This is a genomic window from Prauserella endophytica, assembly GCF_005146945.1.
Taxonomy (GTDB): Bacteria; Actinomycetota; Actinomycetes; order Mycobacteriales; family Pseudonocardiaceae; genus Prauserella_A; species Prauserella_A endophytica.
In genome coordinates, this window is record NZ_SWMS01000001.1 from 464,511 (window position 1) to 484,288 (window position 19,778).

Sequence of the window (19,778 nt, forward strand, 5' to 3'; positions counted from 1 at the left end):
CTGATGGAACCAACCCTTGCCGCCCGAGCCCTGTCCGCGGCCACCGAGATCACGACGACGGCGCTGTCCGGCGACGACCCCGGCGCCGTGCTCGGCTCCGTCGTGCGCCACGCCGCCGAACTCGCCGACGCCGACCTCGGCGTCGTCATGGTGCGCGCCGATGACGGCAGGGTCACCGTCGAGTCCGCCCACGGCGCCGACACCGCGGGCCTGCTCGGGCTCGTGCTGCCCGCGGAGTCAGCGGCGGGCCGGGTCGCGGCCGGCGGGCAGCCGATCGTCGCAGAGGACGTCACCAGCGATCCGCGCACGTCCCGTTTCGTGCCGGAGGAACTCCGGTCGTACGGACCGTTCGCCGCGGCCCCGTTCGGCAAGGGCGGCCGCCTGCTCGGCGTGCTGACCGTCTACCGGCGCCGCGACGCCGAGCCCTTCTCCGCGAGCACGGTGGAGATGCTGACCGCGTTCGCCAGCCAGGCCGGGATCGTGCTCGCGCTCGCCGAGGGCGCCAACGCCCGCCACCGCGTGACGCTCTACCAGGAGCGCGAGCGCATCGCCCGCGAGTTGCACGACGTGATCGTGCAGCGCCTCTACGCGGCGGGCATGCAGCTCGACCGGGTCCGCAGGCGCATGCGCAGGCGGTTCGCCGGGGCCGACGGCACCAGGCTGGGCGAGGCCATCGACCAGCTCGACCAGACAATCGAGGAGATCAGGGGCACGGTGCGGGCGCTGCGCTCGCCGGAGCCCGAACCGCACGAGCCCCAGTCCGCCGCGACCGACCTCGCCGAGTCCGCACGCTCCGAGGTGCGCATCGCCGGTGAGCTGCTCGGCTACCCGCCGACCCTGGAACTGTCCGGCGAGCTCGCCGACATCCCCGCCGAGCGGGCCGACCACATTCGCGCCGCGCTGCGCGAAGCACTGTCCAATGTGGTCCGCCACTCCGGGGCGAGCGAGACGAGGGTGACTCTCCAACGAGACAAGGAAGGTGTGCGACTGCGGGTGCGCGACAACGGCTGCGGCGTACCTCGCGACGTCGCCCAGCGCGGACTGCGGCATCTCTCCGAGCGAGCCGAGGCGGCGGGCGGCAGGTTCTTCATCAACTCCTCGCCGAGCCTCGGCACGCTCGTGGCCTTCGACCTCCCGCTGGGTTAGGCCGTGTCCTGACAATCCCGTTGCCGCCTGCCCGGGGCCAGCGCGGCAGAGGATCGTCAGGACACGGCCTAGTCGCCCCTGCCCGCGTCGTGCCGGGCGACCCAGGCCGCCGCCTGGGTGCGGCGCTGCATGCCGAGCTTGGCGAGCAGGGACGTGACGTAGTTCTTCACGGTCTTCTCCGCAAGGAAGAGGCGCTCGGCGATCTCGCGGTTCGACATGCCGTGTCCGATCAGCTCCAGCACGCTGCGCTCGCGCTCGCTCAGCTCGGCGAGCCGATCGGGCTCGGGGTGGCGCATTTTGTCGAGGAGACGCGCCGTGGTCACCGGGTCGAGCAACGAGCGCCCGGCCGCGACCTCGCGCACGGCGTTGACCACGTCTTGCCCGCGCACCTGCTTGAGCAGGTAACCCGCGGCGCCCGCCATGATCGCGCCGATCATGGCCTCCTCGTCGTCGAACGCCGTCAGCACCAGGCAGTGCGGCGGGTTGGGCCGGGCGCGTAGCTCACGGCACAACTCCACGCCGTCGGTCTCGGTCTCGCCGAGCCGGACGTCCACAACGGCCACATCGGGCTCAACGTGCATGGCGACGGCGAGCGCCTCGTCGGCCGTGCTCGCCTCGGCGACGACCTCGATGTCGGGCTCGTCGGTCAGCAGGTCCCGCAGCCCGCGCCGGACCACCTCGTGATCGTCGACGAGCAACACCTCAATGGCCATACCCCGAGGTTACGCGCGTGCCGAGGTGATGAGGGACTCGCTCCAACCGCACTCGCGGGTGTGGCCTGCGTCCGTTTCGCGCCGGCGCAGTCCGATTCCTCGCAAGCGTCCTCGCATCCGCCACGACGACCGGAGTGATCGATTAGCGCTCCGTCTCGTGGCACGCTTGTTCGCATGGAGTCCTTCGCCGATGGCGTCTACGAGGCCCTCCGCACGGTCGGCGTCGATGACGCCATCCGCGGGCTCCGTGACCGGCTGCATCCGCATTTCGCGGGAGTCGACGCCGCGGACGTTCCCGAGGTCCTCGCGCGCCACGTCGCCGATGTCGTGCGCAGGGCACTCAACGAGCAGCCCCAGCTGCCGCGCCAGGTCGCGCTGATCAACGAGTTGCTGGCCCTGTTGCAGTCGCCTGAGGAGGCCGTCCCAGGATCCGTTGAGCAGCTGATCGCGCTCACGAGGGTCGACCGGCTCGACGGGGGTCCACCGGTGCGTCCGGTGACGCCGCTGGCCGAGGCGGCCCTGCTGACCAACGCCAAGGACGAGCCGTCGCTTTCGGCCGAACTGCGCGCCGAACTGGCCAGCGCGGATCGGGTCGACCTGCTCTGCGCCTTCATCCGCTGGCACGGCCTCCGGGTACTGGAAAACCCGCTGTGCGAACTGCGCGACCGTGGCGTTCCGTTTCGAGTGCTTACCACTACCTACGTCGGTGCCACGGAGCGCAGGGCCATCGATGAGCTGGTGCGCCGGTTCGGCGCCGAGGTGCGCATCAGCTACGAGCACCAGTCGACCCGGCTCCACGCCAAGGCGTGGCTCTTCCGCCGGGAGTCGGGCTATGACACGGCGTTCGTGGGTAGCTCCAACCTTTCGAGGTCGGCGCTCGTCGACGGTCTCGAGTGGAATGTGCGGCTGTCCGGAGTCGCGACTCCTGAGCTGCTCCGCAAGTTCGCCGCGACCTTCGACACGTACTGGGAGTCCAACGCCTTCACCGGCTACGACCCTTCGCGCGACGCCGACCGCCTCGATGACGCGCTGGCCCGAGCCGGCAACCGGACCACCACACCCACAACGATCAGCCTCGCCGGCCTCGAAGTGCGTCCGATGCCGCACCAGGAACGGATTCTCGAAGCGCTGGAGACCGAACGGCAAGTGCACGGTCGGCACCGCAACCTCGTGGTCGCGGCGACCGGAACCGGCAAGACGGTGGTGGCCGCACTCGACTACCGGCGACTCGTCCGCGAGTTCTACGGTCGCGATCTCAGCCTGCTCTTTGTCGCACACCGCAAGGAGATCCTCGAACAGTCGCTGCGGACCTATCGCGAAGCGCTGGCCGACGGGGCGTTCGGCGAGTACTACGTCGGAGGGGCTCGACCCGAGCGGTGGCGGCACGTGTTCGCGACGATCCAGTCGCTGTCGTCGTACGGCGTGCAGAACCTACCCGCCGAACACTTCGACGTCCTCGTCGTCGACGAGTTCCACCACGCCGAGGCCGCCACATATCGCCGTATGCTCGATCGCCTGCGCCCGAAGGAACTACTTGGACTAACCGCGACTCCGGAGCGCGCCGACGGAGTCGACGTTCGCGGCTTGTTCGGCGGCCGCGCGGCGTACGAGCTGCCGCTGTGGGACGCGTTGTCCGCCGATCTGCTGGTGCCGTTCCACTACTTCGGGGTTGCGGACGACGTCGACCTTTCCGGGGTTGAATGGTCGCGAGGCAACTACGATGTCGCCGGCCTGGAGCGGTTGTACACCGGCAACGACGCCCGCGCGGCCAAGGTGCTCACAGAGTTGCGCGACAAGGTGACCGACGTCGGGCGGATGCGGGGGCTTGGCTTCTGCGTCACGATCGCCCACGCCGAGTACATGGCCAGGGTGTTCCGCGAGGCGGGGATCTCCGCGCTCGCGGTGTCCGGCTCAACGAGCCCCGCCGAGCGCGAGCGCGCGATCAACGCGCTCGCCGGCGGTGACGTGAACGTGCTCTTCGCCGCGGACCTGTTCAACGAGGGCCTCGACATCCCGCAGGTGGACACTGTGCTTTTCCTGCGGCCGACCCAGAGTGCGACGATCTTCTTGCAGCAACTGGGCCGTGGACTGCGCCGCGCACCCGGCAAGGCGGTACTCACCGTGCTCGACTTCATCGGGCACCACCGCAAGGAGTTCCGCTTCGACGTGCGCTACCGGGCGCTGACCGGCGCGGGTCGCCGTGGCCTGCAAAGGCAGATCGAGCAGGGCTTTCCGTTCCTGCCGTCCGGATCGCAGGTCGTGCTCGACCGGGTGGCGCAGAAGATCGTGCTTGACAACGTGCGCACCCAGCTTCGGCTCAACCGCAAGGCGCTCGCAGCCGATGTCCGCTCGCACGGCGACCTTCCGCTCGCGGAGTACCTCGACGAGGCGGGACGGGAGCTCGTGGACGTCTACAAGAACAACGGCTCGTGGACCGGCCTTCGGCGCGAGGCCGGCTTTCCCACGGAGCAGGCCGGGCCTGACGAGGATGCACTCCTGCGCAGAATCGGCGCTTTCGTGCACGTCGACGATCGCGAGCGGGTCGAGGTGTACTCGGCGCTCGCCGATCCCGACGGTCCGCGCTATGGGGGCCTGAGCGAACGGGAGCAGCGGCTGGCCAGGATGCTGATGTTCACACTGTGGCCGAAGGGATTCAGCAGCTACGAGGCCGGACTGGCTCAGCTCCGGCGCCACCCGGCCGTCTGCGCCGAGCTCAGGGAGCTCGTCGCGCTGGGGCTGGACCGGGCGCGGCATCTACCTGGTTCCCTCGGCGCGGGACTGCAACACGTGCCGCTGGCCAGTCACGCTCGGTACCGGCGAGAAGAGATCCTGGCTGCGCTCGGCTACGCGACGCTGGAGCGCTCTGTTGCCAACCACGTGTCCGGCGTGGCCTGGGCGGACGAGACGAGCACCGACGCGCTGCTGATCAACCTGCACAAGAGCGAGAAGGACTTCTCGCCGACCACGATGTACCGCGATTACGCGATCAGTCCCGAGCTGTTCCACTGGGAGTCACAGAACGCGACCGCGGTCGACTCGCCTGTCGGCCAGCGGTACCTGCGGCACCGTGAACACGGCACGCACGTGGTGTTGTTCGTCCGCGACCACCGCACCGACGACCTCGGCCCCGCCCCATTTCTGTGCCTGGGTCAAGCATCGTACGTCTCGCATCGGGGCAGCAAGCCGATCGCCATCACGTGGCGGCTCCACCGGCCCATGCCCGCCGATACGTTCACCACGGCGAGCGTCGTGGCCGGCTGAGAACGCGGAAATAGGCGTGTCTTCGTTCACGTTCGACAACGTATGAGCACCGAGAGCCGTGGCCGGGTTCGGACCGAGCGGGGCGCCAAGCGGGTTCGCGCCGTTTTTGCCGGGAAGGTCGTCGCCGACACCACGCGACCGTTGCTGGTGTGGGAGGTGCCGTACTACCCCACGTACTACTTTCCGCGCGAGGACGTGCGCGCCGAGTTGATCGTCCCAACCGGACAGACGCGTCGGTCGCCGAGTCGCGGAGAGGGGCGGGTCTCCACGCTCAGCGTGGGCGAGCGGGAAGCCATCGACGCCGTCACCGACTACCCCGAGTCCCCGTTGGATGAGCTGCGCGACCACGTGCGCCTGGACTGGGACGCCATGGACGCCTGGTTCGAGGAGGACGAGGAGGTCTACGTCCACCCTCGCGATCCTCACACGCGTATCGACATCCTGCCCAGCTCCCGGCACGTCCGCATCGAGGTCAACGGCGTGACCGTGGCCGACTCCCGCTCGCCGAAGCTGCTGTTCGAGACCGGTCTGCCCACGCGGTACTACCTGCCGAAGGTCGACGTGCGCCTCGACCTGCTGGAGCCCAGTGACCGCGTGACGCGCTGCCCGTACAAGGGCGACACGCAGTACTTCTCGGTGCGTGCCGGTGAAGAGCTGGTGCCCGATCTGGCCTGGACCTACCGCACGCCGCTGCCGGAGAGCGAGCGCATCGCGGGCCTGATCGCCTTCACCGACGAGCTGGTGGACGTCTACGTGGACGGGAAGCTGCAGGAGCGCCCCAAGACCAAGTTCGCCTGACGGCTACTCACGGTCCCGGTCGCACGCCACGCCGTCGCCGTCGCGGTCCAGTTCCTCGCGGTAACCGGGCTCCCAGCGGTGCAGCGGAGCCGCGTCGGCCTCCCACACGTCCCGGCAGTTGGCGTAGTACGGCTCCGGCTCCCGTGACGGCTCCGGCTTGGGCTCCGGTTCGGGTTCGCGCGACGGCGACGGCGGGGGCGGAGCCGGTTCGGCCACCACCGGCGGCGGGGCGGGCGACGGCTCGGTCGTCGTGGTCGTCGGCCGGGACTCGGATGTGGGCGGGCTTTCCAGGTCGCCCTCGCACGGCGGGGCCCACACTCCCGAATTCCGCGTGCGGGCCGACGCTTCCGCGTCGCGCAGGATCCCCGCGTACGAGCTGTTGACGTCGGCGCCGGCGTGGATCGCGTAGCCGGCTTCCAGCGCGGCGACCGCGTAGTCGGTCCCGTCGGCGAGGATGAGCCTCCCGAGGGTGTTGCCGCCTCCGGTCCCCACCGATTCCACGATCGCCTCCTCGCCCTCGAGGAGACCGGAGGCCCACGCGAGGGTCTCCCTGCCGAGGCAGCCGTCGGCGCGGGCGGTGTCGATGCCCCGCACGCGCAGGGTGATCGCGGCTCCCGTCTCGGGCACGAGGCGCACCAGGTCGCCCTCGATCACGTCGGTGACGCGATAGGTCGGGGTGGGCGCGGGCGGCAGGTCGGTCGGCGCCGCGTACCGGTCGGAGGTGTCGTCCACGCTCGACCGCCCGACTAGCGTGCTGATGCCGAACAGCAGGGCGCACACGACGAGCGTGAGCCCGATCCACAGGAACGAGCGCTTTCCACGGGCAGCGTGCGCGGGCGGCTTGTGCGCCATGGACTCGCTTCCTCGGTGATCGGCCGGTTCGCCTGGTTCTCGCGGCGCGGACCGATTTCGTTACGGCGAATCCGGCGCATTGCGCTGATCGGCCGTTGGCAAGCGGGGAAAGCGCAGCTCGTTACGGTCGATCTTCGCGTTCGCCGCGTCGAGCAGGTCGACTCCGAGCACGTCGGCGAGGCGCGTCAGGTAGAGCAGCACGTCGGCCAGTTCGTCGAGAACGTCCGCTTTGAGCTGAGGATCGTCGAGCGCCTTCACCGACTCCTCCGGCGTGAGCCACTGGAAGAGCGCGGTCAGCTCACCGACCTCGCCCGACAACGCCATCACGAGGTTCTTGGGCGTGTGGAAGGGTTCCCAGTCGCGGGCGGCGGCGAACTCCCGCAGCCGGTGGTTGAGGTCGTCGAGCGTCACGGCACCCTGCCTATCACACTCTTGGATTACTTTCTGTACCCAAACCAGCACTCTTGGTTTACTCGGTCTGGATTGAGAGGGGTGGTATGGCCGATTGGCGGCAGGAGGCCGCTCGCGCGGTCGAGGCGGAGCTCGAGCACGTCCGGCAGAGCGGCGAGTGGACCGAGCTGGGACGGTACCGGCAGACCGGCGACGGCGAGTACGCCGTCGACGTACGGGGGCGGCGCGTCGATCCCATCGACGACGTCCGGCTCGCCGGACCGGAGGGACCTCGGCATGGTCCCGCCGTGCCCGCGAAGGCGCGGCTGAGGGGCGGCGTGCTGTGGCTCGGCGTACCCGGGCCGCTCCCACCCGACTGCGATCGCGTGTGGGTGCGGCAGGTGCGCGCGCACGAGTCGCTGCGAAGGCTGGCCCACGAGCTGCGCGGACTCGGGCACGCCCCGCTCGCCGACCAGCTCGCCGCCGGGGAACTGGACCGGGCCCGCGACGCCTACCGAGCGTGCTTCCGTCCCGGGCTGCGGCTGGTGTGGGGCGGGCCGGGCACGGGCAAGACCACGCTGATCGACAGCGCCGCCGCCGACCTGGCTCGCGCCGGCAAGCGGGTGCTTGTGGTGACCGCGGCCGACGAGGCGCCGATCGATCCCGGCCACGACGCGGAACGCCTGGTCATCCAGGAGCACCTCGCCGAGATCACCACCGTCGAGCAGCAGCTCGCCGAACTGGACGCCGAGCTCACCGGCTACGACCACGCCGCCTTCCTCGCCGTCTGCCAGCGCATCGAGAACCGCGAGCGCTCCGCGTCGCTGGAGGCCGAGTTCGCCGAGGCGCGCAGGCGGCACGACGAGGCTTCGGAGGAGTTGGCCGCGGCGCAGGCCGAACTGCGGGCGGCGCGCGAGGCCTGGCACGACTCGACCCACCAGCGCGCGCGGCTCGCCGAGGCCAGGGAGTTGTCCGCGCAGCTCGCGACGGTGTCCGACGCCGCGTCCGTGCTGAGTGACCGGCTGGAGAACCGCAGGCGGTTCTACCGTGGCAGGCGCGCCGACCGCAGGGCTCTGCGCGACGCCGACGCCGACTGGGCCCGGCTCGAGGAGCTGATCGCGGACTGCCGGGCGCAGGCGCACCCGCTAACCGACGACGACGCCATCGGCATCGAGGAGGGTCTGACCGCCGCGCACGACCGGCTCGACGCCGCCGCGCGCGAGGAGACCGAGGCGTACACGCGGCTGGAGCTCGTGCGCGGCCGGATCGCCCAGTTGCGTTCGGTGGGCGTCGCGTCCGATCAGGACCATCGCTTCCACGCCGAGTGCCTCCGGCTGGACCTGCCCGGTGTGCACGCGAAGCGGGAAGAGCTACGCGGCCGCAGCCCAGACCGCGCCGCCAGGCGCGGGCAGCTGGAGGAACGGCTGTGGTGGCTCGGCGAGCGGGCGTACGGGCGGCGCTACGAGACGGGCTTCACCGGCCGGGTCGTCAGGGCCTCCGCCGCGAGGCGCTTCGTCGCCGAGCAGCCCTTCGACGTGGTGCTCGTGGACGACGCGGGCTCCGCGCGGCTGTCCGATGTGCTCCTCGCGGTAGCACAGGCTCGCGAGACGGCGGTGCTGTTCGGTGACTTCCGCCGCCCCGGCCCGCGCGTGCGCCCGCAGGCCATCCGAAACCTGCCCGAGGTCCGCCGCTGGACGCTCACCACGCCGTTCGGCCACTGCGGCATCCGCACCCCCGAGGACGCCGAGGCCCATCCCGGCTGTGCCGTGCTCACGCGCCAGCACCGCTACGGCGCGAACGTGCGGGCGCTCGCCAACAGCACTGGTTACGACGTGCTGGAGGGCTCGGGCCGGATCGACACCGAGGTGGTGCTGCTCGACACCAGGGGCTCCTCGCCGGACTACGCTTCGATCGCCCGGTTCCTTGCCGGAGCCGAGCGCGAGAGCACCGCGGTGGTCGCCCCGAACCGCCTGCAGGCGGACGCGTGGCTCGCGGCCGTGCGCGACCGGCTGGCCGTCGCCGTCGGCACCGCGCGGACCCTGCCCGGCACCGATTTCGACACCGTGCTCGTGGATCTCACCGGTGACGACTGGGCCGAACGGGTACGTTCCTTCGGCGTCGCCGTCACCCGGGTGCGCAGGCGGCTGTATCTGCTCGGCGACCTCGACGCGATCAAGTCTGCGCCCATCGGCACCCCGCTGGGCTCCGTGAACGCTCTGCGCCTGCAGGGGTCGGTCGCCGTGCGCAGGCTCGACGAGGTGGTGATCCCGGCGCCGAGACGACCACAGCCCGCGATCGATCGGCACATCACGGTGACCAAAGAGAGTGCTTCGCATGACACGATGAGCGGGTGAGGAGCCAATCGGACCTGCGTGCGTACCTCCGTTCGCTGGACGCGCTGGTGCTCGCCGATCTCCTGTGCGAGCAGGCCGAGCGTGACCCGGAGCTGGCCAGGCGGTTGCTGGCTCGCGCGCAGGCGACCGAGAACGGCGAGCTGGCCCAGGTCAGCGACCTGCTCGACGACGCGGCTCCCGCTGCCGAGTCGGTACAGGTCGCTTCGGTGCTCGACACGCTCCAGCGGCTGCTCGATGGCGGCACACAGGCCGACGTGGCTCCACTGGCGCGCAGGGCCGTCGACAAGATAATCACGGCGCTCGGTGACCTGGACGAGCCGAGCGGGGCGGCGGCCGACCAGCTCGACCGCGCGGTGTCGCTCTACGCGCGGGCGTGCGAGGCCCACCCGCCGCCACCGGAGGAGCTCGCGGAGTGGATCCTGCGCCTGGCCTTCGGCCGACCCGGCTGGCCGGACATCGCGCTGACCCCGTTCGCGAAACCTCTGGGGGACAAGGGCCTCGCGCACGTGAAGTCCACTGTGGACGAGGTGCTGGCCGAGCCCGTCGCCGACGAGTCGGCGGGCCGGCGGCGCACCGCGCAGCGGCTCAACCAGGAGCACGCCGAGGTGACCGGTGACGTCGACACGGTCGTGCGCATGCTCTCCGAACAGCTTCCGCGGCTCGACGTCAGCCTCAAGATCGTGCGGGTGCTGCGCGCGGCAGGCAGGCATACCGAGGCCATCGCGCACGCGGCGAAGGCGCTCGGGAACGAGAACGGCAGTCGGATCAGGGGCCCGCTCGTCGCCGCGCTGGAACGAGCCCAGCGCGTCCCGGCGCCGGAACCCGGGCCCGAGTCCGAACCAGACGCTGTGGACGTGGCCGCGCTGCTCGCCGAGGATCGGGACGACGAGGCGTGGAAGGTCGCGGCCGGCCGCGCGCCCGGCGAGGTGGCCCCCGCCTACCGCGACCACGTCGAGCAGCTCATCGCGCAGAAGGACGCGCAGGCCTACGCCCGTGCCGCCGTGCAGCTGCGCAGGCTGCGCACACTGCACAAACGGGCTGGGACCTCCGAGGAGTTCGGGTCCTACCTCGCCGGGCTCGTGGAGACCCACCGGCGCAAGACGCGGCTGATCGAGGAGATCCGCAAGGCGAGAATCGCCTTGCCAAAAGCCGTCAGGCAGTGACGGCTCAGGTGGTGGGCGTGGTCGGTTCGCCGACGTCCGGCTGCGCTCGGCGGGCGCCGCCGCTGTCATCGAAGTCGAGCACGAACGCGCCGCAGGCCATGGCCAGCAGCACCGTGATGCCGAGTACGGCGCCCACCCAGGTCAGGATGATGTTGAGCATCGTGTGCCTCCCCCTGCTCCAGGGTTGCTTTCTTACTCACCAGGGTCGTCGCGGGGGAGAAGTTCTGCTATCGGCCAACTGGTTGGCGCTCAGGCCCCGGATCGGCCGATCGGCCGAGGGCCCCCTCAGCCGCCTGCCAGCTCCGCGACGGCGTCGACCACCTCCGGGCCGTCGAGCAGCACGAGGTCGTTGTGGTCCGCACCGGGCACGACGACGGCGCGGCCGTTCGCCGCGTCGGCAACGGCCCTGCTCAGCTCGGGCGGCACGATCGAGTCCGCCGCACCGTAGACCACGGTCACCGGCACGCGGAGCCGCTGTGCGTACTCGCTGACCGGGAAGCGGTCGCGGAGCAACAGGTTCACCGGCAGGAACGGATAGTGCCGCTTGCCGACGGCGGCCAGTTCGGTGAACGGCGAGCGCAGCACGAGCCCGTCGGGCGGGTGTTCGGTGGCCAGTTCCGTGACCACGGCGGCTCCGAGGCTCTCGCCGAAGTAGAGCAGCCGATCGGGTTTCTGCCGCACGAGGAAGTCCCGCGCCGCGCGCACGTCGAGGGCGAGCCCCTCCTCGCTCGGTGAGCCGGGATTGCCGCCGTAGGCCCGGTAGTCGAGCAGCAGCACCGACATCCCGCGCCGGTTGAGCGCCTCGGCCAGCGGCAGGCGCAGGGACCGGTTGCCGGCGTTGCCCGGTGCGACGAGCACGGCCGCCCGCGCGTCCTCGACGGGGAAGTACCAGGCGCCGAGCCGCAGGCCGTCACTCGTGGTGAGCGTGACGTCCTGCCCGGACGGCAGCACCTCGGCCGCACTCGGCAGCGGCCCGCCGGAGGGCAGGTAGATCAGCTTGCGCTGGAACGCGAACGCGGCACTGAACACCACAGTCACGATGATGACCACCACTGCGAGTCCGATCAACACCCGGCGTCGCATGGTCAGCGGGCGAGCGTGCCGACGAAGCGGCTCAGCGCCGGGATGACAGCCTCGGGTGACTCGCCCACGGCCGTGAGGATCTCCTGCGCCTGCCGGGTGGAGGCCTCCAGCTGGGCGGGCGCGCGGAGCCGTTGCCAGTGTTCGAGGCTGTGCAACAGCAGCTTCGCGGCCTCGGGCAGCCTGCCCAGCCGCAGCAGCGCCGTCACCTGCGCGGACGTGGCCTCCCCTTCGACCATCGGGGCGTCCGCCTGCTGCGCCAGTGCCCGCGCGTGCCCGAGCGCGGCGATACCGTCCTCGACATCGCGGGCCAGGCGCACCATCGCGTCCACATAGCACGCATACGCGCGGTGGGCGGACGGGACCGCCAGTGAGCGGGCAGCTTCCGCCGCCTCGCCACCGGTTCCGGCGTCGAGGAGTGAGAGCACGGCCAACGCGTCCACGCGGTGTGCGTCGGGAACCTCGCGCAACGCGAGGATCTCGTGGCAGGCGGCGCTGGCCGACTCCGTGTCGGGTGCGGTGAGCGCCAGCGTGTGCAGCGCGAGACAGCGTTCCTCGTCGGTCGTGGCGAGACCCGCCGCGCGCTCGGCGAGCCCACGGGCCGAGGCGATGTCGCCGTACCGCAGGGCCGCGCGGGCCGCCGCGCCCGCCGCGAGCGGATGTGCCAGTTCTCCCAGCGCGAGCTGCCACGCGAGGAAGTCCACTTCGGACCGATACGGCGAGAGCAGTCCCAGTCGTCCGGCCAGCTCGCCCGCGAGCCCCGGTTCCTCGGCGCGGGACCAGCGCAGCGCGGCGGTGACGTCGGCGGCGCTGCTGCGCAGCCGGGCGGCCGCCGCCCGGTCGTCCTCGCCGGTGGCCTCTGCCGCCGCACGGGTGGCGAGGTCGAGGCACCACCGTGCGTGCCGGTCCCGCGTCTTGTGCTCGGTCGGCGACCCCGCGAGCTGACGCGCGGCGACCTGCCGCACCAGCTCCGGAATCCGGAACCGGGCGCTCTTCGCGTCCTCCACCGTCAGCAGCGACAGCTCCGCGAGCCGCGTGATGCCGGCAGCGATCGCGCCGCCCGCGTCGGTGACAGCCTCCGCGGCACGCAGGTCGAACTCGCCCCGGAACACGGTCAGCGCGGACAGCAGCTCCGCGTCGGCCACGGCAAGCCGGTCGAAGGCCCACTCCACGACCTCGCGTGGCAGGTCCTTCAGCTCGTCGACCCCGTGGACGGCGGCGCGGGACGCGGTCAGCTCGATGTTCAGCGGGTGACATCGCATCGTCCGCAGCGCCCCGCGCACCAGACCGGTCTGTTCGGGGGTGATCACGAAGCCGGGCCGCACCCGGCGGGCGCGGGCGAGGAACAGGCGACCGCTGTCCGACGTGAGCGGTTCACCGCCGGAAGGCAGCGGGGCCAGCGGCAGCACCCGCTCGCCGCCGACGCCGAGCGGCACCCGGCTCGTGGCGATCAGCCGGACGCCGGGACACCGCGGCAGCACCCGCTTCGCCAGCGACCTGACCTCGGTGAGCACGTGCTCGCAGTTGTCGAGCGCCAGCAGCAGCCGCTGGGTGCTCAGGTAGTCGGTGAGTGCGCCGAGCACGTCGTCACCCGTGCCGCGCGCGTGCACCCCCAGTGCCGCGGCCACGGCGAGCGGAACCTCGTCGGGCTCCAGTGTGGACAGCTCCACCGTCGGCGAAGGACCGTCTATCGTGGACAGCGCTTCGAGCAGCAAGCGTGTCTTGCCCGTCCCGCCGCCGCCGGTGATCGTGACGAGGCGCTCGCGGCCCGCCAGCGCGGTGAGCCGTGCCAGCTCGCTGTCCCTGCCGAGGAACGACGTCGGCGGCGGGAGCCGGGGCGGGCGCACCGGCCAGCGACGGGTGAGCCGGTCGGGCTCCGCGCCTGCGATGGCGCGGTATGTCTCACGGAGCTCTTCCGACGGGTCGGCGCTCAGCTCGGCGAGCCGCGCGCGGACGTGCCGGAAGGTCTCCAGCGCCTCGGCGGTCCGGCCGGCCCGGTGCAGGGCCGTCATCGCGAGCGCGCACATCCGCTCGCGGAACGGCTCGACGGCGAGCAGCTCCAGCAGCCGGTCGGCGGCGGCGCCCGCGTGGCCCAGCGCCAGCTCGCAGCGTGCGAGGTGCTCGATCGCGCGGAACCGCAGCTCACCGAGCCGCAAGGCCTCGTCGTGCGCCCGGCCGCCCGGCGTCAGCTCGGGATAGGCGACGGGGCCACGCCAGAGCGCGAGCGCGCGGTTCAGCAGCCGCACGCCCTCGCGCGGGCCGGCCCGGAGCGACTTGTCGACCAGCCGTTCGAAGCGCACGGCGTCGATGCGGCCGGGGTCGACGCGCAGCAGGTAGCCGGTCTCGGACCACGTCACGTCGGCGGTCGGCGCGAGCAGCGTCCGCAGGCGCGAGATCCGGGTGCCGAGCGCGTCCTCCGCGTTGGCGCGGGGACTGGGCCCCCACGCGGCGGCGATCAGCTCGGCGGGCGGAACGGGCACGTTCGCCCGCACGGTGAGCGCCGCGAGTACCGTTCGCAGCGCAGGGTCGGCCAGCGCGTCCCTTGCGCCGCCGCGCTCGACCCACGCCTGCCCAAGGGCGCGCAGGAGAATGCCGCGCGGCCCGGTGCCCACGCAGGACATCATCGCCGGATTCGGCCGATTTGCCAGCACGCAGACGGGCGAGGTGTGCGCGACCACACCCACACTGAGTATCAACCGACCGCAGTGAAGGCCACCTTGCCTGCGTTGAACGCAGTGAAGGTGGCCTTCACTGCGGTCGGTCGGGCGGGGTGCTAGAGCTTGCGCAGGCGGACCCGGTTGATCGAATGGTCGGCGTCCTTGCGCAGCACGAGCGTCGCGCGCGGGCGCGTCGGGCGGATGTTCTCCATCAGGTTCGGCTCGTTGATGGTCTTCCACAGGTGCTTCGCCTCGGCCCGCGCCTCGTCGTCGGGCAGGCTCGCGAAGTGGTGGAAGTGCGACGTCGGGTCGGCGAACGCCGTGTGCCGCAGCTCGAGGAACCGCTCGATGTACCACCGCTCGATGTCGGCCGTGTGCGCGTCGACGTAGATGGAGAAGTCGAACAGGTCCGACACCGTCAGCCGGGGGCCGGGCTGCAGCACGTTGAGGCCCTCGAGGATGAGGATGTCCGGCCTTCGCACCACCTGCTCCTCGTCCGGGAGGATGTCGTAGGCGAGGTGCGAGTACACCGGTGCCCGCACCTCGTCGGCACCGGACTTCACGTCGGTGACGAACCGCAGCAGCGCCCTGCGGTCGTAGCTCTCCGGGAAGCCCTTGCGGTGCATGATCCCCCTGCGCACCAGTTCGGCACGCGGGTACAGGAATCCGTCCGTGGTCACGAGGTCCACGCGCGGGTGGTCCGGCCAGCGGGCCAGCAGCGTGCGCAGGATGCGTGCCGTGGTGGACTTGCCGACCGCGACGCTGCCCGCGACGCCGATGATGAACGGGACCTTGGTGCCCCGCGTGTCCTCACCGAGGAACGTGGTGGTGGCCTCGTACAGCCGTTGCCGTGCCGCCACCTGCAGGTTGATCATGCGGGACAGCGGCAGGTAGACCTCGGCCACCTCGGTCAGGTCGATCTGTTCGCCAAGCCCTCTCAGCCTCACCAGCTCGCCTGCGGTCAGCGGCAGCGGTGTCGAGCGGCGCAGCTCACGCCACTGGTCACGCTGCAACTCGACATAGGGGCTCAGCTCACGGACCCGTGGCATTCGCTCACTCCTCGCCCGTCGATGGGCCAGCGCCGTACACGTGTGTAACGCGCATCTAACGTTAGGGCTTACCGGCGTTCAACGGGCTGTGACGTTCTGCACGTCTGAGTGAACGGCCCAGGTCAGCGGGCGGAGAAGGCCTCTTCCCACGCGGCCGTGACCTGGCGGGCGCAGACCTCGGGCGGTACACCGCCGACCCCGGTGCCGAGCCCCGGCATCGCGATCGTGTCGATCACGCTGCGCAGAGCCGTGCCGTTGTCGAGCCTGCCGTCGCGCCAGAGCAGGAAGACGGCCCTGGCGGCCAGGTAGGGATGCACGGTGTCGCCGGGAAGCAGCTCGCCGGGCTCCCGCATGGTCGGCGAGCTGATCAGCCACGCCGGCGAGGGTTCACCGGTGGGAACCACCACCGCCTCGCCGATCGGCAGCTCACCGCCGTGGTAGGCGAGGACCGCGCTGCGCACGGCCTGCTCGATGCCGGGAAACGCCCGCGCGTACACGGCATCGATGCCACCGCGCATCCAGCCGAAGGAGTTGGCGGGGCTGACCACCGCCTGTGCGTGCACGTCGAGCACCGATCCGGAGTGGACTCTCACCGGGCCGTCGACGTTGTCCCGCACGGATTCCCATGCCTCGACGAGCGGTCGGTCGAGCGCGCACAGCACCAGTTCCGGGGTTCTGTGCGGCGCTTCGTGGGACGACCCGTTGCGAGCGATGTGGGTGCCTGATTCGGCGGTCACGCGTACAGCATGGCAAAAAACGTCAACCGGGAGAACCGGCCGACCTACCGGCTATGCGAGTGAAACTCGTCTCGCCGTAGCCTTGCCTCGTGCCACGGATCGCCTATTTCGGACCACAGGGGACTTTCACCGAGCAGGCCGCGCGCAGCCTCGCCGGTGACGAGGAGCTGACCCCCGTCGAGACCATCTCCGCAGCGCTCACCAGTGTCCGCAAGGGCGAGGCCGACGCCGCCTGCGTGCCGGTCGAGAACTCCGTGGAGGGGCCGGTGACGGCGACCCTCGACGGGCTCGCCGAGGAGGCCCCCCTCGTGGCGGTGGCCGAGGCGTTGCTGCCCGTTCACTTCAGCGTCCTCGCCCGAGAGGACGTCGAGACCGTGCGCACCGTCGCGAGCCACCCGCATGCGCTCGCCCAGGTGCGGCTGTGGCTCGAGCGCAACCTGCCCGAGGCGCGGACGGTGGTCGCGTCGTCGACCGCGGCGGCGGCCGTCGCCGTGCAGCGCGGAGAGTACGACGCCGCCGTCACCGCACCCGTGGCCGTCGAGCACTACCCGCTGCGCGTGCTGGCCACCGGTGTCGCCGACGTGCCCGACGCGCGCACGCGGTTTCTCCTGCTCAGGCCGCCGGGCAGGCTGCCGGAGCCGACCGGCGCCGACCGCACGTCGATCGTTGCCGCGGCGGCCAACCGCACCGGCGCGCTCGCCGAACTGCTCACCGAGCTCGCCACTCGCGGCATCAACCTGACGCGGCTCGACGCGCGCCCGATCAAGGGCAACTTCGGCATGTACCGGTTCTTCATCGACTTCGAGGGCCACGTTGCCGAGCCGCGCATCGGCGGCGCGCTCGCGGCCCTGCGCAGGCGGTGCAACAACGTGCGGTTCCTCGGCTCGCACCCGCGTGCCGACGGCGTCGCCGCGACGATCGAGCCCGGCGCGGCCAACGACGACTTCGTCAACGCGAAAGCGTGGGTGGACGCGGTGCGGAGAGGAGAACTGGCGTGAGGTTGTACCTGGTCAGGCACGCGCAGAGCGAGGCGAACGTGCTCAGGACGCTCAACACCGCACTGCCGGGGCCGCCGCTGACAGAGCTGGGCCGCAGGCAGGCCGAGGCGCTGGCCGAGCAGCTCGCGGGCGAGCCGGTCGCGGCAGTGTACGCGTCGCGGGCCACCCGCGCGCGGCAGACGGCGGCGCCGCTGGCCTCCTCGCTCGCCCTGGACGTGCAGGTGGTGGAGGGCATCCACGAGATCCAGGTCGGAGAGCTGGAGGACCGGGGCGACACCGAGGCGATCGAGCGGTACTTCGCGACCGTCAGCCCGTGGACGCGCGGCGACCTGAGCCCGGCGATGCCGGGCGGCGAGAGCGGCCGGGACGTGCACGACCGGTTCGTCACCGCGATCGGCGACCTGCGGGCCAAACACGCCGAGGTGGATCCCGACGGCGTGGTGGTCGTGGTCAGCCACGGCGGCGCCATCCGCCTCGGCGCCGAATGGCTCGCCGACAACGTGAAGCCCGAGGTCGCCGACAAGGGACTGCTGCCGAACACCGGCATCGTCCGGCTCGAGACCAGGGCCGACAACGGCTGGACCTGCCTCGACTGGGCCGGCGTGGGCATGGCTTGACGCACTTTCCGGCTTTCGGGTGAGAAAGTCACGCAACCCTCCGTGTGTGGCACACGTCCTCTGGGTAGTCACGCACACAGGGAGGCGACCATGACCGACAAGCGCGTTGACGTCTCACACGTGGCACTCGCCGCTGCCGGAGCGGCCCTGACCCTGCTGCTCGCCGCGTGCGGCGAGGGCACCCAGGACGCGGCCCAGAACGCGGGCGCGCCCACGTCGTCCAGCTCCTCGTCGGCACAGTCGACGACCCAGCCGACGACCGAGGAGCAGCAGCCGACCTCGGAGACCACCGAGCCCGGCACGTCGCAGGGCCAGCAGGCCCCTGCCGAAGCATCCGGCCTGTGCAAGGCCGGTGACCTGCGGCTTTCGCTCGGCCGGGGTGACGCGGCCGCAGGCACGCAGTACCGGCCGCTGCAGTTCACCAACGTCAGTGGGGACGCCTGTGTGATCCAGGGGTTCCCCGGCGTCTCGTATGTGGCGGGCGACGACGGCCACCAGGTCGGCGCCGCGGCGTTCCGCGAGGGCGCCAAGGGCGACCCGGTGACGCTGAACCCGGGCGACATGGCCTACGCCGAGGTCGGGTTCGTGCAGGTCCGCAACTACGACCCGGCGGCGTGCCGTCCCACCGACGTGCGTGGACTGCGCGTCTACGCACCGCAGGAGACCGAGTCGAAGTTCATCGAGGTGCCCGGCACCGGCTGTGCGGGTGAGAACATTCCCGGCAACCAGCTGACCGTGCAGACGATCCAGCCGGGCTCGGGCGACGCCTAACGAAACCGGACCGTCGCGAACGTCCCGGCGGCGAGCGCGAGCAGCAGCCCGCCCGACACCGCGAACGTGGCGGACGGGCTGCCGAGCGCGTCGGTGAGCACGCCGCCGAGCAGGGCGCCCACGGGCAGCGAGCCCCACACGACCGTCCGCCACGCGCCCAGTACCCGGCCGAGCAGCTCGCCGGGCACGAGCGTGTGGCGCGCGGTCGCCAGCAGGACGTTCACCGTCACCACGGCGGCCGCGAACAGGCCGAACAGGCTGGCCGAGAGCGCGGGCTCCGAGGTGAAGCCCATCCCGCCGAAGGCGAGCCCGCACACGACGATCCCGCCGGTGAGCACTGCCCGCCTGCCCATCCGGTCGAGCAGCCGGGACGCCACGGCGGCGCCGATGAGCCCGCCGATGCCGCCGACGAAAGCGAACAGGCCGAACGCGGCGGGGGACAGGCGCAGGTCTTCCAGCGCGTAGAGCACCAGCTGAGCCTGTGCCAGCTCGGTGAGCATGCTGAGCAGACCCGCCACGAGGACGAGCCGCAGCAGGAGCGGGTTGCGGCGGAGCCAGCGCAGGCCCTCGGCGAGGTCCGCGCGCAGCGAGGACTCAGGTTGCGCCGGTCCCCGTGGGCGGTAGCTGCCGGCCAGCGCGACGAGCAGGGCCGCTCCTAACGCGAAAGCCACCGAGTTGAGCAGGAACGGCAGCGCGGCGAACACGGCGAACGTGACGCTGCCGACGGGCCCGCCGAGGAACGTCTGGCCCACGATCTCGGTGGCCTGGAGCTTGCTGTTGGCCTTCGCGAGCCCGCCCTGGTGGACGACGGCGGGGATGAGCACGTTCGCGGCGCTGTCGGCCACCGTCTCGGCGGCCCCGATCAGCAGTGCCGCCGCGTACACCAGCCAGATCGAGACGGCGTCGAGGTACACGAGCATCGCGACCGCGCCGACGACCACGGCCCGCGCGGTGTTGGCGAGCACGATCGCGGTGCGCCGGTCGACGCGGTCCAGCAGCGCGCCCGCGACCAGCGCGAACAACAGCCACGGCAGGAACTGGGCCGCAGAGAGGCCCGCGATGAGTACGGGATCGCGGGTGACGGTGGCCGCCAGCAGCGGGAACGCGACCTTGCCGATACCGTCGCCGAGATTGCTGAACGCGCTCGACCCCAACAGCCACGTGAGCCGGCGCTCAACGCTACGAACCATCG

General features: G+C 71.4%; 17 protein-coding genes. 8 read left to right on the forward strand and 9 right to left on the reverse strand.

Annotation, left to right across the window (positions count from 1 at the left end; genetic code table 11):
- Window positions 1–3 precede the first annotated feature (3 nt).
- Window positions 4–1,146, forward strand: coding sequence for a GAF domain-containing sensor histidine kinase (locus tag FCN18_RS02360; protein WP_113642786.1), 1,143 nt, complete (start codon window positions 4–6; stop codon window positions 1,144–1,146).
- 68 nt (window positions 1,147–1,214) lie between these two features.
- On the opposite strand, the gene FCN18_RS02365 is transcribed toward FCN18_RS02360, so the two are convergent.
- The gene (locus tag FCN18_RS02365) at window positions 1,215–1,859 is read right to left on the reverse strand and encodes a response regulator (protein ID WP_112266075.1); all 645 of its coding nucleotides are present in this window, start codon (window positions 1,857–1,859) and stop codon (window positions 1,215–1,217) included.
- A gap of 174 nt (window positions 1,860–2,033) precedes the next feature.
- Between FCN18_RS02365 and FCN18_RS02370 the strand changes: the two genes are divergently transcribed.
- Both FCN18_RS02370 and FCN18_RS02375 read left to right on the forward strand, forming a co-directional pair.
- On the forward strand, window positions 2,034–5,120 hold the full coding sequence (locus FCN18_RS02370; protein ID WP_112266077.1) for a DUF3427 domain-containing protein: 3,087 nt from the start codon (window positions 2,034–2,036) through the stop codon (window positions 5,118–5,120).
- A gap of 42 nt (window positions 5,121–5,162) precedes the next feature.
- A complete protein-coding gene (locus FCN18_RS02375; protein WP_137092994.1) occupies window positions 5,163–5,918 on the forward strand; it encodes a DUF427 domain-containing protein in 756 nt (251 codons plus the stop codon).
- Between the two features lie 3 nt (window positions 5,919–5,921).
- Here the strand turns inward: FCN18_RS02375 and FCN18_RS39640 are convergent, their stop codons facing one another.
- Both FCN18_RS39640 and FCN18_RS02385 read right to left on the reverse strand, forming a co-directional pair.
- Complete coding sequence (locus tag FCN18_RS39640) at window positions 5,922–6,770, reverse strand: thermonuclease family protein (protein WP_137092996.1); 849 nt, start codon at window positions 6,768–6,770, stop codon at window positions 5,922–5,924.
- 60 nt (window positions 6,771–6,830) lie between these two features.
- Window positions 6,831–7,181, reverse strand: coding sequence for a nucleotide pyrophosphohydrolase (locus tag FCN18_RS02385; protein WP_112266083.1), 351 nt, complete (start codon window positions 7,179–7,181; stop codon window positions 6,831–6,833).
- A gap of 86 nt (window positions 7,182–7,267) precedes the next feature.
- Between FCN18_RS02385 and FCN18_RS02390 the strand changes: the two genes are divergently transcribed.
- Together FCN18_RS02390 and FCN18_RS02395 are read left to right on the forward strand one after the other, a co-directional pair.
- On the forward strand, window positions 7,268–9,514 hold the full coding sequence (locus tag FCN18_RS02390) for an AAA domain-containing protein (protein ID WP_112266085.1): 2,247 nt from the start codon (window positions 7,268–7,270) through the stop codon (window positions 9,512–9,514).
- On the forward strand, window positions 9,511–10,677 hold the full coding sequence (locus FCN18_RS02395; protein ID WP_137092999.1) for a hypothetical protein: 1,167 nt from the start codon (window positions 9,511–9,513) through the stop codon (window positions 10,675–10,677). The genes FCN18_RS02390 and FCN18_RS02395 overlap by 4 nt, the downstream gene beginning before the upstream one ends.
- A 4-nt stretch (window positions 10,678–10,681) precedes the next feature.
- Here FCN18_RS02395 and FCN18_RS39445 read toward each other — a convergent pair whose 3' ends face one another.
- From FCN18_RS39445 to FCN18_RS02415, 5 genes are all read right to left on the reverse strand, one after another.
- Entirely contained in the window at window positions 10,682–10,837 is a 156-nt protein-coding gene (locus tag FCN18_RS39445; RefSeq protein ID WP_170200496.1) for a hypothetical protein, read from the reverse strand.
- A 125-nt stretch (window positions 10,838–10,962) separates the two neighbouring features.
- Window positions 10,963–11,715 carry an alpha/beta hydrolase gene (locus FCN18_RS02400; RefSeq protein WP_323808343.1) on the reverse strand — a complete coding sequence of 251 codons (753 nt, stop codon included), beginning with the start codon at window positions 11,713–11,715 and terminating at the stop codon, window positions 10,963–10,965.
- 47 nt (window positions 11,716–11,762) lie between these two features.
- A complete protein-coding gene (locus FCN18_RS02405; protein WP_158303024.1) occupies window positions 11,763–14,369 on the reverse strand; it encodes an ATP-binding protein in 2,607 nt (868 codons plus the stop codon).
- A gap of 161 nt (window positions 14,370–14,530) precedes the next feature.
- Complete coding sequence (coaA, locus tag FCN18_RS02410) at window positions 14,531–15,463, reverse strand: type I pantothenate kinase (RefSeq protein ID WP_112266091.1); 933 nt, start codon at window positions 15,461–15,463, stop codon at window positions 14,531–14,533.
- A 122-nt stretch (window positions 15,464–15,585) separates the two neighbouring features.
- Complete coding sequence (locus FCN18_RS02415; RefSeq protein WP_137093003.1) at window positions 15,586–16,200, reverse strand: macro domain-containing protein; 615 nt, start codon at window positions 16,198–16,200, stop codon at window positions 15,586–15,588.
- A gap of 89 nt (window positions 16,201–16,289) precedes the next feature.
- Here FCN18_RS02415 and pheA point away from each other — a divergent pair, with 89 nt between their 5' ends.
- From pheA to FCN18_RS02430, 3 genes are all read left to right on the forward strand, one after another.
- On the forward strand, window positions 16,290–17,198 hold the full coding sequence (pheA, locus tag FCN18_RS02420) for a prephenate dehydratase (protein WP_137093006.1): 909 nt from the start codon (window positions 16,290–16,292) through the stop codon (window positions 17,196–17,198).
- The gene (locus FCN18_RS02425; protein WP_113642731.1) at window positions 17,195–17,815 is read left to right on the forward strand and encodes a histidine phosphatase family protein; all 621 of its coding nucleotides are present in this window, start codon (window positions 17,195–17,197) and stop codon (window positions 17,813–17,815) included. Before pheA ends, FCN18_RS02425 begins: the two co-directional genes overlap by 4 nt.
- Window positions 17,816–17,905: 90 nt before the next feature.
- Complete coding sequence (locus tag FCN18_RS02430) at window positions 17,906–18,586, forward strand: DUF4232 domain-containing protein (RefSeq protein ID WP_112266098.1); 681 nt, start codon at window positions 17,906–17,908, stop codon at window positions 18,584–18,586.
- Here FCN18_RS02430 and FCN18_RS02435 read toward each other — a convergent pair.
- Window positions 18,583–19,776, reverse strand: a complete 1,194-nt coding sequence (locus FCN18_RS02435) for an MFS transporter (protein ID WP_137093008.1) — start codon at window positions 19,774–19,776, stop codon at window positions 18,583–18,585. The two genes, FCN18_RS02430 and FCN18_RS02435, sit on opposite strands and share 4 nt — an antisense overlap.
- Between the last annotated feature and the right edge of the window lie 2 nt (window positions 19,777–19,778).